Origin of the sequence: Sinomonas halotolerans (genome assembly GCF_039615075.1) — a bacterium.
Taxonomy (GTDB): Bacteria; Actinomycetota; Actinomycetes; order Actinomycetales; family Micrococcaceae; genus Sinomonas; species Sinomonas halotolerans.
In genome coordinates, this window is the sequence record NZ_JBDFRB010000001.1 from 27,442 (window position 1) to 41,300 (window position 13,859).

Annotated in this window: 11 protein-coding genes, 1 tRNA gene and 1 pseudogene; 8 read left to right on the forward strand and 5 right to left on the reverse strand. The window is 70.7% G+C overall.

The features are described from left to right. Window positions 1-348 precede the first annotated feature (348 nt). The 7 genes and pseudogenes from ABCQ75_RS00135 to ABCQ75_RS00165 all read left to right on the forward strand — a co-directional run bounded on the left by ABCQ75_RS00135 (window position 349) and on the right by ABCQ75_RS00165 (window position 7,399). The gene (locus tag ABCQ75_RS00135) at window positions 349-825 is read left to right on the forward strand and encodes an FtsB family cell division protein (protein WP_345882351.1); all 477 of its coding nucleotides are present in this window, start codon (window positions 349-351) and stop codon (window positions 823-825) included. Between the two features lie 75 nt (window positions 826-900). Continuing rightward, window positions 901-1,551, forward strand: a pseudogene (locus ABCQ75_RS00140) (DUF501 domain-containing protein); the annotation flags it as partial. A gap of 212 nt (window positions 1,552-1,763) precedes the next feature. Then, entirely contained in the window at window positions 1,764-2,726 is a 963-nt protein-coding gene (locus ABCQ75_RS00145; protein WP_345882352.1) for a Ppx/GppA phosphatase family protein, read from the forward strand. Next, window positions 2,723-4,156 (forward strand): S8 family serine peptidase, encoded by a 1,434-nt coding sequence (locus ABCQ75_RS00150; protein ID WP_427916010.1) that lies wholly within the window; start codon window positions 2,723-2,725, stop codon window positions 4,154-4,156. The genes ABCQ75_RS00145 and ABCQ75_RS00150 overlap by 4 nt, the downstream gene beginning before the upstream one ends. Before the next feature lie 32 nt (window positions 4,157-4,188). Continuing rightward, window positions 4,189-5,649, forward strand: a complete 1,461-nt coding sequence (locus ABCQ75_RS00155; RefSeq protein WP_345882353.1) for an NAD(P)/FAD-dependent oxidoreductase — start codon at window positions 4,189-4,191, stop codon at window positions 5,647-5,649. Window positions 5,650-5,763: 114 nt separating this feature from the next. Beyond that, a tRNA-Leu gene (locus ABCQ75_RS00160) sits at window positions 5,764-5,837 on the forward strand. Window positions 5,838-6,034: 197 nt separating this feature from the next. Further along, window positions 6,035-7,399: an ABC transporter substrate-binding protein gene (locus ABCQ75_RS00165; RefSeq protein ID WP_345882354.1), complete on the forward strand. Its 1,365-nt coding sequence runs from the start codon at window positions 6,035-6,037 to the stop codon at window positions 7,397-7,399. Window positions 7,400-7,761: 362 nt separating this feature from the next. Here ABCQ75_RS00165 and ABCQ75_RS00170 read toward each other — a convergent pair whose 3' ends face one another. The 5 genes from ABCQ75_RS00170 to ABCQ75_RS00190 all read right to left on the reverse strand — a co-directional run bounded on the left by ABCQ75_RS00170 (window position 7,762) and on the right by ABCQ75_RS00190 (window position 12,507). Beyond that, window positions 7,762-8,547 (reverse strand): ABC transporter ATP-binding protein, encoded by a 786-nt coding sequence (locus tag ABCQ75_RS00170; protein ID WP_345882355.1) that lies wholly within the window; start codon window positions 8,545-8,547, stop codon window positions 7,762-7,764. After that, window positions 8,544-9,533, reverse strand: a complete 990-nt coding sequence (locus tag ABCQ75_RS00175) for an ABC transporter ATP-binding protein (protein WP_345882907.1) — start codon at window positions 9,531-9,533, stop codon at window positions 8,544-8,546. The genes ABCQ75_RS00170 and ABCQ75_RS00175 overlap by 4 nt, the downstream gene beginning before the upstream one ends. A 71-nt stretch (window positions 9,534-9,604) precedes the next feature. Then, window positions 9,605-10,573, reverse strand: coding sequence for a branched-chain amino acid ABC transporter permease (locus tag ABCQ75_RS00180; RefSeq protein WP_345882356.1), 969 nt, complete (start codon window positions 10,571-10,573; stop codon window positions 9,605-9,607). A gap of 10 nt (window positions 10,574-10,583) precedes the next feature. Continuing rightward, on the reverse strand, window positions 10,584-11,924 hold the full coding sequence (locus ABCQ75_RS00185; protein ID WP_345882357.1) for a branched-chain amino acid ABC transporter permease: 1,341 nt from the start codon (window positions 11,922-11,924) through the stop codon (window positions 10,584-10,586). Between the two features lie 286 nt (window positions 11,925-12,210). After that, a complete protein-coding gene (locus ABCQ75_RS00190; RefSeq protein ID WP_345882908.1) occupies window positions 12,211-12,507 on the reverse strand; it encodes a GroES family chaperonin in 297 nt (98 codons plus the stop codon). A 323-nt stretch (window positions 12,508-12,830) separates the two neighbouring features. On the opposite strand from ABCQ75_RS00190, the gene ABCQ75_RS00195 reads away from it, so the two are divergent. After that, window positions 12,831-13,772, forward strand: a complete 942-nt coding sequence (locus ABCQ75_RS00195; protein WP_345882358.1) for a Bax inhibitor-1/YccA family membrane protein — start codon at window positions 12,831-12,833, stop codon at window positions 13,770-13,772. Window positions 13,773-13,859 lie beyond the last annotated feature (87 nt).

A 13,859-nucleotide genomic window follows, 5' to 3' on the forward strand; every position in this document is an offset into this window, starting at 1 on the left:
AGGGGAGGACGCTCCATGGCAGCACGCCGTCCTCCCGTGCCCCGGGTAGCCCGCGCCGCCGCCCGGACCTCCCAGACTGCCGGGGCGCCGTCGGCCGCCGACAGGGCCCCGGCTGACCCCATCCGGACCTCGCCCGCTCCCGGCAGGACGACTGATGCCGGTCGGACTGCCAAAGGCAGCCGGACTGCCGATGGCAGCCGGGCCACGCCCGGGGCCGCCTCGCCGCTGCCTTCCGGCGCGCCCTCGTCCGCCCCGCAGCCGGGGCCGCGGCAGCCGGAAGCAGCTGGCGCCGCGCCCCTGCTCCCGGAGTCGCGCGCGCACCGCGGCCGCCGCCCGTCCCGGCTCCGCGTGGGCTCGGGCGCAGCGGGGGTCAGCCCGGGCGAGCGCGAGTCAGTGCCCGCTGCAGGGGGACAGGGAGCGGCGGCCCCTCCGGCGGAGGACGCGCCCGTCCCGGCCCGCGCCTTCTCGGGCCGCATGCTGGCCCTCGCGGTGGTCCTCGTGGCCATCACGATCATGCTCGCCCCGACGGTGAGGGTGTTCCTCAACCAGCGCGCCGAGATCACGGCACTCGAGGCGGACATCGCCGCCAAGGAGGCCGAGCAGCGGGCGCTCGAGCAGGAGATCTCGCGCTGGGAGGACCCCAACTACGTCCAGCAGCAGGCGCGGGACCGCATTAACATGGTGATGCCCGGCGAGACCTCCTACTGGGTGTTCGGGGATCCCGGAGCCCCCGCCCAGGGGAGCGCCGCGGCCCCCGACGTTGGGACCGACCAGCCCTGGACCGCCACCTTCTGGGACGCGCTGCGCCGCGCGGCGACCGACTGACGCCCGGCCGCCGGGGGACGCCCGCCCGCGCCCGGGAACGAGCACGCCCGCACCGAACGAGAGCAAGGACCGTACGTGACCGAGAACCTGCCGCCGCTGGGCGACGAGCCCACGCCGACCGACCTCGAGGTGCTCAGCCGCCAGCTCGGCCGACCCGTGCGGGACGTGGTGACGATCCCCGCCCGCTGCGTGTGCGGGAATCCGCTCGTGGCCGCCACGGCCCCACGCCTCGCCAACGGCACGCCGTTCCCGACCACGTTCTACCTCACGCACCCCGTGGTGACCTCCGCCGTGTCGCGCCTCGAGGCCGGCGGCACCATGGCCGAGATGAATGCGCGGCTCGAGGAGGGTCCCGAGCTCGCCGCCGCGTACAGCGCCGCGCACGAGGCCTACCTCGCCGCGCGCGAGGAGATCGGGCGGCGCGCGGGTACCGGCCCCGTTCCCGAGATCGACGGGATCTCGGCAGGCGGCATGCCCACGCGCGTGAAGTGCCTCCACGTCCTCGTGGGCCAGTCCCTCGCGATGGGCCCGGGCGTCAACCCGCTCGGCGACGAGGCGATCGAGGCCATCTCGCCGTGGTGGACCCGCGACCGCTGCTGGTGCGAGGGCGCCTGGGACACGGAGGGCGCCGTGCCGGACAGGGACCTCTCGCGCCACGGGCCACAGGGGCTGCCGGCGATGACCGGTCGGCCCGCGCCCGTGCGCGCGTCCCGCGCGGCAGGGGAGCCCGACGGATGGACAGGGGAAGCACGGCCCGGAGCCGACGCGGCTGCGCATGAGCCGAGCAGGCCGAACGAGCCGAACAGGCAGAGCGAGCCGAACAGGCAGAGCGAGCCGAACAGGCAGAGCGAGCCGAACAGGCAGAGCGAGCCGAACAGGCAGAGCGAGCCGACCAGGCAGGGCCAGCCGAACCAGCCGAACGAGGGGGAGCAGGGAGCATGAGGGTCGCCGGGATCGACTGCGGAACCAATTCGATCCGCCTGCTCGTCGCGGACACGGACACGCGCGCGGGAGGCGGCGCCGCCCTGAAGGACGTGCACCGCGAGATGCGGATCGTGCGCCTCGGGCAGGGGGTGGACGCCACGGGCATGCTCGCCCCCGAGGCACTCGAGCGCACCTTCGCCGCCGTCGACGAGTACGCGGCCACGATCCGCAGCCTCGGCGCCGAGCGCGTGCGCTTCGTCGCCACGTCAGCGACCCGCGACGCCGGGAACCGGGACGAGTTCACCGAAGGAATCGAGGCCCGCCTCGGCGTGGAGCCGGAGGTCGTGACCGGGATCGAGGAGGCGTCGCTGAGCTTCGCGGGCGCAGCGAGCGTGCTCCCGCTCGAGCCCGGCCGGCCCGTGCTCGTCGTCGACCTCGGGGGCGGGAGCACCGAGTTCGTCCTCGGCGACGCGGACGGCGTCATGGCCGCGCGCTCGGTGGACATCGGCTGTGTGCGGCTCACGGAGCGCCACCTGCGCTCGGACCCGCCCACTGCCGCGCAGATCGCGGCGGCGGAGCACGACGTCGATGCCGCCATCGACGCGGTCCTCGCCGAGGTGCCGCTCGGCCGGGCGACGGCGGTGGTCGGCGTGGCAGGGACGGTCACCACGGTCACGGCCCATGCCCTCGCGCTCCCGGAGTACGACCCCGCGCTCATCCACGCGACCGAGCTGCCGCTCGACGTGGTGGACGCGGCATGCGCCTCGCTGCTCTCGCTCACACACGCCGAGCGGGCCGCCCTGCCGTACATGCACCCGGGCCGCGTGGATGTCATCGGGGCCGGTGCTCTCGTCTGGCGGCGGATCCTGGCCCGGGTCGCGGACCTCACGGGGGGCGGCCTCCGCACCGCCGTCACGAGCGAGCATGACATCCTCGACGGCATCGCCCTGAGCACGCTCGCGGGACGGCCGCGGTGAGCCGGGTGGAGGGATCGGCGCGCACCCCGGCCCGGACGCGCACCGCGGGCCAGGCGTTCCGCGCGCTCGCGGCATTCGCAGCCGCCGTCGTCGGCCTCATCCCCGCGCTCGCGGCCGGACTGCTGGTCCCCGCCGCCCCGGCCGCTGCGGACAGCATCCGGGACCGCGAGTACTGGCTCGAGGAGTACGGCATCGAGAAGGCCTGGGACGTCTCCAAGGGCGCCGGCGTGAAGATCGCGGTGATCGACAGTGGGGTCGACGGGAAGCACCCGGACCTCAAGGGCGCGGTGGCCGGCGGCTTCGATGCCTCGGGGGCCGGCGCAGCCAACGGCCAGAAGCCGATCGGTGCACGTACCGAGCACGGGACGCTCGTTGCATCGATGCTCGCGGGCCGGGGGCACACCGACGGCAGGAAGACGGCCACGGGCGGCCCGGACGGTGTGGTGGGCGTCGCCCCGGAGGCGAAGGTCCTCGCGGTCTCGACGTGGCTCGGATCGCCGAACCCCGCAGGACGCTCCGACCAGGACCAGATCCCCGAGGCCGTGCGCTGGGCAGTGGACCAGGGCGCGAAGGTCATCAACATCTCCCTCGGCAGCACGCAGCAGTCCTGGCCCGAGAGCTGGGACGCCGCATTCCTGTACGCCGAGCAGCGGGACGTGGTGATCGTGGCCGCCGCGGGCAACCGCGAGGGCGGGAACGTCCAAGTGGGCGCCCCGGCCACGATCCCGGGCGTCCTGACTGTCGCGGGGCTGGACCGCAAGCGCAAGGCCAGCGTCGACTCCTCGTCTCAGGGCATCAGCATCGGCGTCGCGGCGCCGGCGGAGGACCTCGTGGGCGCGCTGCCGGGGAGCGGATATGCCGAGTGGGCTGGCACCTCCGGCGCCGCACCGATCGTCGCCGGCGTCGCTGCACTGATCCGCTCGAAGTGGCCCGAGCTCACGGCCGCCCAGACCATCTCCCGCATCGTATCGACCGCGAAGGACGCCGGGACCCCCGGCCACGACCCGCTCTACGGCTTCGGGGTCCTGGACGCCGAGGCGGCGCTCACGGCCAAGGTGGCGCCCGTCAGGGCCAACCCGCTCGGCTCGATCGCCGAGTGGATCCGGGTCCACCGGAAGGGCGCCCCGGTGGCGCAGGTGCCCTCGAACGGCGCGCCCGCGGCCCCGGGCGAGGGCAATCACGCCGTTCCCGAGCCGGCCGCCCCGCAGGCACAGCCCCCGGCGACCGGAACGAATCCCTGGCCGGGCGTCGTCGTCCTCGGAAGCGCCGCGGCGATCGCGGCGATCCTCGTGGCCGGGGCGCTGCACCTGCGCCGGATCGCGTTCGCCCCGGCCCGCGGGCGTGCCGTCGCGGACGCCGACGACGCCGACGGTCCGGGTCCCGCCGGAGGGCCGGAACCGGCCCTGAGGGAGGCCCGCCCCGAGCGCTAGTGAATATTTTCACAAGCTGCTATGCTGGCGTCATGCCTTCCTCGCTCCAGCTTGTCGACCGCCCCCGCGTCCTCGTCGTCGGTGGCGGCTATGTCGGCCTCTATGTGGCCCTGAACCTGCAGAAGAAGATCGCCAAGGCCGGCGGCATCGTCACGGTCGTGGATCCGCTTCCCTACATGACGTACCAGCCGTTCCTGCCCGAGGTGGCCGGCGGCAACATCGAGCCCCGCCACGCGGTCGTCTCGCTCCGCGAGCACCTCAAGGGCTCCGAGATCATCCAGGGCTCTGTGACCGCCGTGGACCACGCCAACCGCAAGGCCGTCGTGACCCTGCCGGGCGGCCAGGGCACCCTCGAGGTCCCGTACATGGACGTCGTCCTCGCTGCCGGCGCCATCACGCGGACGTTCCCGATCCCCGGCCTGGCCGAGAAGGGCATCGGCAACAAGACCATCGAGGAGGCCGTGGCCCTGCGCAACCAGGTCATCGAGCGCATCGAGTTCGCCTCGACCGCCTCGGACCCGGCCGCACGCAGGCGCGCCCTCACCTTCGTCGTCGTGGGCGGCGGCTTCGCCGGCATCGAGACCATCGCGGAGCTCGAGGACCTCGCCCGCGAGGCGGTCCGCAACAACGGCCGCGTGAGCCAGGACGAGGTCCGCTTCGTCCTCGTCGAGGCCATGGGCCGCATCATGCCCGAGGTCACGGCCGAGCAGGCCGAGTGGGTCGTGGAGCACCTCAGGGGCCGTGGCGTGGAGGTCCTCCTCAACACGTCCCTCGCGAGCGCCGAGGGCCCGCTGAAGCTCATCAGCCTGCCGGACAAGTCCCCTGCGGACGAGTTCGAGGCGGACACCCTCATCTGGACCGCCGGCGTGCAGGCGAACCCCATGGTCCGCTCGACCGACTTCCCGCTCGAGCCGCGCGGCCGCGTGCGCGTCCTCCCGGACCTGCGCATCGCCGGTGACGAGGGCATCATCGAGAACGCGTGGGCCGCCGGCGACATCGCCGCTGTCCCCGACCTCACCGGCAAGGGCCTCCCCGACGGCACGTGCGTTCCGAACGCCCAGCACGCCCTGCGCCAGGCCAAGGTCCTCGCGAAGAACCTGTGGGCCAACCGCTGGGACAAGCCGATGGCCGACTACAAGCACAAGAACCTCGGCGCCGTGGCCGGCTTCGGCCCGTGGAAGGGCGTCGCGAACATCAACCTGCTGGGCCGCATCGGCCTCAAGGGCCCGCTCGCGTGGCTCGCGCACCGCGGCTACCACGGCATGGCCATCCCGACGTTCGAGCGCAAGTTCCGGGTTGTGCTCGACTGGTTCTCGTCGCTGTTCTCCGGCCGCGACACGACCCCGCTCCAGGGCCTCGAAGCCCCGCGTGCAGCGTTCGAGGCGGCGGCGCGTCCCGCGCCCAAGCCCGCGGCAGCACCGGCGTCGGCCCCCGCTCCCGAGGCCGCCACGGCCGCAGGCGAGAAGGAGAAGGTGGGCGCCGAGGCGAAGTAGCCCCTGCGGAAACGCCTGCGGCCCACGGAGGCCATCCACGACGGCGATCGTCGCCCCGCGCGGGCACGGTCGCCGTCGGCGTCTCCACCGTGCGTGCCAGTAGGCTGGTGCCGCGCCCCAGTAGCCCAATCGGCAGAGGCAGCGGACTTAAAATCCGCTCAGTCAGGGTTCGAGTCCCTGCTGGGGCACCGTGCCCGAAGGCCCGTCTTCCCCCGCGGAAGTCGGGCCTTCGGCGTCTCCTGAGCAGAACTTACCGAGGCGTTACAAGGATGTGACCTGAAACACTGTATTGAGAGTTAAGTGCTCTATTAGCCTGTCTCTCAATCAGGAATACCTGATTGTTCGCATCCGGGGGGCCACAGTCCCCCGATGGAGGAGATTGAGCATGATTCCACGTCCTTCGGCCCTGCCGCGCGCTGCGAAGCTGAGCGCGCTCGGGATCGGTGTTGCCCTGCTTGCCACCGCGTGCGGCGGCGGCTCGGGAGCGCCCTCGGGCACGTCCACGACCACTGCGGCCGACGGCAGCGCCATCGCGTGTCCCGCTCCGTCCGGCTCTGCTGGCAGCGAGGCCGCTGGCGGCACCCAGGCTGCGGGAGACGTCCCCGCGTCCAAGACCACCACGGCTACGCCCCTCAAGATCGGCTCGCTGCTGCCGACCACCGGTTCGCTGGCCTTCCTCGGCCCGCCCGAGATCGCGGGCGTGAACCTGGGCCTCAAGGAGGTCAACGCCGCTGGCGGTGTGCTCGGCAAGCCTGCCCAGGTCATCCACCGCGACTCCGGCGACACCAAGACGGATATCGCGACCCAGTCCGTGACGAACCTGCTGGGCCAGGGTGTGGGCGCCATCATCGGTGCAGCATCCTCCGGCGTTTCCAAGACCGTGATCAACCAGATCACGGGCGCGGGCGTCGTCCAGTTCTCGCCGGCCAACACGTCGCCGGACTTCACGACGTGGGAGGACAAGGGCCTCTACTGGCGCACCGCGCCGTCCGACGTCCTCCAGGGCCGCGTGCTCGGCAACTACATGGCCAGCTGTGGCGCCCAGACCCTCGGAATGATCGTCCTCAACGACGCCTACGGCACGGGACTCCAGAAGAACATCAAGGAGGCCTTCGAGTCCGCTGGCGGCAAGGTCGTCGCGGAGGAGCTCTTCAACGAGGGCGACTCGCAGTTCAGCACCCAAGTGGACAAGGTCCTCGCGGCGAAGCCGGACGCGATCGCCCTGATCACGTTCGACCAGGCCAAGCAGATCGTGCCTCTCATGACGGGCAAGGGTGTCAAGCCGACCCAGATGTTCTTCGTGGACGGCAACACGTCCGACTACAGCAAGGACTTCAAGGCCGGCACGCTCAAGGGCGCGCAGGGCACCATCCCGGGCACCTTCGCGAAGGAGGACTTCAAGAAGAAGCTCCTGGCCGTCGACCCCAAGCTCAAGGACTACAGCTACGCAGGCGAGTCCTACGACGCGGTCAACCTCATCGCGCTCGCGGCTGAGGCCGCAGGCAGCGTCAAGGGGACCGACATCGCCAAGCAGCTCAAGGCAGTGTCCGAGGGCGGCGAGAAGTGCAACGACTACGCAAGCTGCGTGACCCTGCTCCGCGACGGCAAGGACATCGACTACGACGGCCAGTCCGGCCCCGTGACGTTCTCCGACGCCGGTGACCCGACCGAGGCGTTCATCGGCATCTACGAGTACGGCGAGGACAACAAGTACAAGCCGGTCCGCGAGGAGTACGGCAAGCTCTCCTGAGCCGCCGGCCTTTCGGAACCGCTGTATCAGAAGGCCCCGTCCCGCAAGGGACGGGGCCTTCCCCGTGCTCAGGGCGCCGCGCCGAGCCCCACAGCCGTCCTCTGGCGCATGGCAGGCGGGGATGCAGTCCGCAGCGGTTGCGGTCGCCCCAGCGGGCTCCAGAGCGCCGTGCAGGGCCACAGGAGCCCTGAGGCGCCGGATCGCGTGCCTGCCGCGGGCGGCGACAGCCCGCCTTTCCGTGGGGGAGGGGCGCGCTGGCGGGCGCCTTCCGGGGGCGTCCTCCGGCGCGCTGAGCGCAGACGACGGCGCCGCCCACCTGGTGCGGTGGACGGCGCCGTCGACAGGGCGGGAGAGAGCGGACGCTACTGCCCGCTGCCCTCCACGGTCTCGGCAAGGGTGCCGAGGTAGAGCTGGATCACCTTGGGGTCCTTGAGCAGCTCCCGGCCCGTGCCCGTGTACGCGTCGCGGCCCTGGTCGAGGACGTAGCCACGGTCGCAGATCTGCAGGCAGCGGCGGGCGTTCTGCTCGACCATGATCACGGAGACGCCTGCCCGGTTGATCTCGTGGACCCGCAGGAAAGTCTCGTCCTGCTTGACGGGGGAGAGTCCGGCCGAGGGCTCGTCGAGGAGCAGCACGGCGGGGTCCATCATGAGCGCTCGGCCCATGGCCACCATCTGCCGCTCGCCGCCGGAGAGGGAGCCGGCGCGCTGGGCACGCCGCCGTCCCAGCTCGGGGAAGAGCTCGGTGACGAAGTCCCAGCGCCTGCTGAAGTCCTTGGGGCGCTGGAACATGCCCATCTGCATGTTCTCCTCGATCGTGAGGGTCGTGAAGACGTTGTTCGTCTGGGGGACGAACCCGATCCCGCGGCTCACGAGGCGGTTGGCCTTGAGGCCCGTGAGGTCCTGGCCGCGCACCACCACGGAGCCGGAGTGGACCTTCACGAGGCCGAACATCGCCTTGAGCAGGGTCGACTTGCCGGCGCCGTTGGGGCCGATGATGCCGATGAGCTCGCCCTTGCGCGCCTCGATGCTGCAGCCGTTGAGGATGTTCACCCCGGGCAGGTAGCCCGCGACGAGATCCTTCACGGTGACGACGGCCTCGTCTGTGGCGGCCGCTGGGGCCGCAGAGGCGGTGCTGTGCTTGGTCACCGGTCCTCCTCCTTGCGTGTCTCGGTGTCGACGTGGAGGGTCTCGGCACGCTCGCCGAGCACGGCCTCCGGGGCGATGATCCCGGCGTCCGAGGTCCCGACCACGGACTTCTCGTCCTCGGCCAGCTCTTCCTCGAGTGCCTCGACCCCGCCTGCGGCGCCGAGGTCGACGTCATGGTGGGCGCCCAGGTACGCGTCGATCACGGCCTGGTCCTTCATCACGGTGGCGGGCGGCCCCTCGGCGACGATCTTGCCCTCGGCCATGACCACGACCCAGTCCGCGATGTGCCGGACCATGTGCATGTCATGCTCGACGAACAGCACGGTCATGCCCTCTGCCTTGAGGTTCTTGATGTGGTCGAGGAGGCTCTGGGTCAGGGCGGGGTTGACGCCGGCCATGGGCTCGTCGAGCATGACGAGCTTGGGGTTGACCATGAGCGAGCGCGCCATCTCGAGCAGCTTGCGCTGTCCGCCCGAGAGCGAGGCCGCGTAGTCGTCCCGCTTGGCATCGAGCTTGAACTTGGCGAGGAGTCCCTCGGCCTGCTCGGTGAGCTGCTTCTCGCGGCTGCCCCAGATGCCCTTGAACAGGGCGTTGCGCAGCTTCTCGCCGGGCTGCTGGGACGCGCCGAGCCGCATGTTCTCCATGACGGTCAGCTTGCCCATCACCTTGGTGAGCTGGAAGGTGCGGACCATGCCCATGCGCGCGACCTTGTAGGAGGCGACGCCGGCGAGGTCATTGCCCTCGAACTGCCACGTTCCCGTGTTCGGGGTGTCGAACCCCGTCAGAAGGTTGAACAGCGTGGTCTTGCCGGCCCCGTTGGGGCCGATGAGCGCCGTGATCTTGTGGCGGGGGATCTCGAGGTACTCGACATCGACCGCGTTGTTGCCGCCGAAGCTCCGGCTCACGTTCTCCGCGACCACGATGGGATCGCGCTTGCGGCATCCGGGCGCGGCCTCCCCGACCGCGATCGGCCGGGCGTCCGTCATGTAGTCGGTACCGGACGGCACCGGCTGGCCGGCCTCCGGTCCTGGCCCTTGGGGGGTGGGTGCAGCGTGGCTCATGCGAATGCCAGCTCCTTCTTGTTGCCGAACACGCCCTGGGGCCTGAAGATCATGAGCAGCATGAGCGCGACACCCACGAGGATGTAGCGCAGCTGGCCGGCCTGGGTCGTGGAGAGCCAGGTGATGGCATCGGACTCGATGAGCCCGTACAGGACGCCCTGGGTGAGCGAGAGCACGACCCAGAACATCATGGCGCCGACCACCGGGCCGAGGACAGTGGACATGCCGCCGAGGAGGAGGCAGGTCCAGAGGAAGAACGTGAGCTCGGTGCCGTAGTTGGCGGGCTGGACGACATCGCGGGGCAGGGTGAAGACCATGCCTGCGAGTGCGCCGAGGATGCCGCCGATCACGAGCGCCTGCATCTTGTACGAGTAGACATTCTTGCCGAGCGAGCGGACGGCCAGCTCGTCCTCGCGGATGCCCTTGAGGACGCGGCCCCACGGGCTCCGCATGAGGAGCCAGACCACGAGGCATGCGACGATGACGATTCCCCAGCCGAACACCCGGTAGAAGAAGTCGTTGCTGCTGAAGCCGAAGTAGTCGCCCTCGGGGAACGGGTTGAGCTTCAGGAAGTCCTGGCGGAACGCTGCGAGGCCGTTGGCCGAGCCCGTGACGTCGGTCAGCGTGTTTGTCGTGACCACGTAGCGCACGATCTCGGCGGCGGCGATCGTGACGATCGCGAGGTAGTCGGCCCGCAGGCGCAGCGTCGGGATACCGAGCAGGAGCGCGAACAGCACGGCGGCGACAACCGCCACGAGAAGGCCCACCCAGAAGTTGGCCTGGAAGTGGATCGTGGTCATGGCGAAGCCGTAGGCACCCACGGCCATGAACCCGGCCTGCCCGAAGTTGAGCAGGCCCGAGTAGCCGAAGTGGACGGCGAGGCCGAGCGCCGCGAGGGCGTACGCCGCCGTCGTGGGGCTGACGATCTCCGCGAGAGCGCTGCTGAGAATGAATCCGAAGTCCATGTGTGCCTCCTCAGCCCACTCGCTCGCGGCGGCCCAGGATGCCCTGCGGCCGGAACAGGAGAACGGCGATCATGATCGCCAGGGCCCCCACGTACTTGAGGTCGCTCGAGACGCCGAACACGGTGGTCAGCTCGACGAAGACGCCCACGACCACTGAGCCGACGAGGGCTCCGAAGACGGTCCCGAGCCCGCCGAGGGTGACGCCGGCGAAGATCATGAGGAGGATCTGCTGCCCCATGTCGAACGTCACGCCCGGGCGGTAGTAGGCCCAGAGGATGCCGCCGAGCCCCGCGAGGAGGCCGCCGGTGACCCACACGATCCGGATGACGGCGTCGACGTCGATGCCGGAGGCGGCGGCCAGAGCGGGATTGTCCGCGACGGCGCGGGTCGCCTTGCCCAGACGGGTCTTGAGCAGGACGAAGCCGATGATCAGGATCACGATGAGCGAGATGACGAGGGACCAGAGGTTGTTCGGCGAGATCGAGATGGGCCCGAGCTGGATGTCCGGGCTCTGGGCGAAGGGCAGCTGCTGGGTGGCGCCGCCGAAGAAGAACAGGATGACGTAGCGCGCAGCGAGCGCGAGCCCGATGCTGACGATCATCATCGGTACGAGGCTTGTGCCGCGCCGTCGGAGGGGCTTCCACAGCCCGGCGTCCTGGACGTAGCCGGCAGCTGCGCTGGCCACGAGCGCGAGGATGATCGCGAGCCAGAAGGGCAGTCCGGCGGCGCTCAGGCCGAAGACAGTGACAGCTCCGAGCGTGACCATCTCGCCGTGGGCGAAGTTCGTCAGGCCCGTGGTGCCGAAGATCAGGGAGAGGCCCACCGCGGAGAGGGCGAGCAGCAGGCCGAAGCTCAGCCCCGCCACGAGGCGATTGAGCAGCTCCTGGCCGAAGTTGCCCTCGACCACCTGGATGCCCTTGCCGAAGGCGAAGATCGCACTCACGTTCGAGGTCTGGTTGAAGGTGACCGAGCGCGGGTTCTCCTGGCCCTCCGCGAGCGCGACGCCCTCGGGAAGGGTCGACTCGTCCAGCTCGAGCTGGTATGTGCCCTGAGTGGGGACGCCGATCGACCACGCGCCGTTCTGGGCGGAGGTGGCGACGCCCTCGAAGCCGTCGCCCGTGACCTTGATCTCGACGCCGGCGAGGGGCTTGCCCTCGTTGCGGAGGAATCCGCTGATCGAGTTCTGGTACTGGGTCTGGGCCGGACTGGGGGACGGGCTGGGCGAGGTGGTCGCCACGGCCGCCGGGGCAAGCGCCAAGAGCACTGCGAGGAAGGCGCCGATCAGGGCGCCCGCAGCAAGGATCGCCCTCGGCAGCCGCAGCGGGTGTGCGGCCTGGGCTGTGCGTTTCACTTAATGGGCCTCCGTTATCCGGGAGTTCTGCTGGCGCAGTGCCAGCGGGCGTTCGGTGCGCGGGCGTGCGGCATCGTCAGGGATGTGATGCAGCTCACCCATGGAACGCAATGTTACTCGCGGGACAGAGGCCCTCGGTGCGGATTCCGGGGACCGCAGGGTAGCGATCCGGTAACAACTGTGAAGTTCCGGCTCGATCTGGAAGTAGTCGCTCTTACCTTTCCGGAGGGGAGTCCTTCGGAGGGCTAATGGCTCGCCCCGGTAGCCGGCGCCGCGCGCGGGGGGATCAGAGGTAGAGGCCGTGCCCGCTTGCGGGTTCGCTGCTCTCGGCAACCGCGTGCAGATCGCGCTCGCGCAGCAGGATGTAGTCATGGGCGGACACCTCGACCTCCGCGCGGTCCTCGGGGTCGAACAGGACGCGGTCGCCCTCGGACACCTGGCGGACGCTCGGGCCGGCCGCGACCACTCGTGCCCAGGCGAGGCGCCGGCCCAGCACAGCCGTGGCCGGGATCACGATGCCCGACGCCGAGCGGCGCTCGCTCGCGTCCTTGTCCAGCTCGACGAGGATGCGGTCGTGGAGCATCCTCAGCGGCAGGCGCGGCGGCCTCCCCGGTCCGGCGGAAGGAGGGCTGGCGGCGGACGGAAGGGCAGGCTTGCTGGGCGCGGGACGTTCGCTGGGCACCCGACCATTCTAGGTTCGTGCGCCGCTGCGGCTCCCACGGGGCTCGGCTGCCCCGCGGGGATCCTGCGGGCAGGCCGTACGCGCCCCGGCTGGGAACTTTCCGCCTGTCCCGTTCGTGGCCACAATTGAGCAGGGCCCACGAGCATCGAACGGGCCACGAGTGCGAACACCGTCATGAACACCCAGTGCCTGCCCACGGAGCAGGCCGTCGACAAGGAGCCGACATGGCAATTGGGGGCAACCCGGTCTTCCGGGGCAAGAACTTCAGGTCCGCGGTGGCCACCGCCCCGCCCGTTCCCCAGGCCCCGTACGGCCAGAACCCGTACGGCCAGTACGGACAGCCGGCCGGCCAGAGCGGCTACGGGCAGAACCCCTACGGCCAGAACCCCTACGGCCAGCCCTCTGCGCAGCCGCAGGGTCAGCAGATGACGCCCGAGCAGCTCGACCAGATGTACAAGGCGCCGTCCGCGGGTCCGGTCGAGACGGGGCGCATGACGTACGACGACGTCATCATGAAGACTCTCGCGTGCCTGGGCCTCGTGGTGCTGGGCGCGGGCGTGACGCTGTTCGTCTCCCCGGCGGCCTCCCTGGGCCTCATGGTCCTGGGCGCGATCGGCGGGCTCATCCTCGCCCTGGTCAACTCGTTCAAGCGCGAGCCGTCTCCGGCGCTCATCCTCGCGTACGCGGCCCTCGAGGGCCTCTTCCTGGGCGGCCTCACGCGCATCATCGACGCCTTCGCGCCGGGCGCGGGCTTCCAGGCCGTGCTGGGCACCGTGGTCGTCGCCGGAGTGACCCTTGCCCTCTACAAGAGCGGGAAGGTGCGGGCCACGCCCGGCCTGGCCAAGTTCTTCCTGATCGCGATCGTCGGCTACCTCGCGTTCAGCCTCGTGAACCTCGGCCTCGTGCTGTTCGGCGTGGTCGACAGCCCATGGGGCATGCGCGGGATCGAGATCATGGGCATCCCGCTCGGGGTCATCGTGGGGCTGTTCGCCGTGGTCCTCGCCGCGATCGCGCTCATCTTCGACTTCAACAGCATCGAGGAGGGCGTGCGTGCAGGCGCTCCGCGCCGCTTCGCCTGGACGGCCGCGTTCGGCCTCACCGTGACGCTCGTGTGGCTCTACACCGAGATCCTGCGCCTCATCGCGATCTTCAACAGCAACGACTGACGCCCCACCCGGGCGCACTGCACCACTGTCTGGGCCAAGCGCCCCGCGTGCTCTGCACGCGGGGCGCTTTCCGTGTCTGCCTCCGAC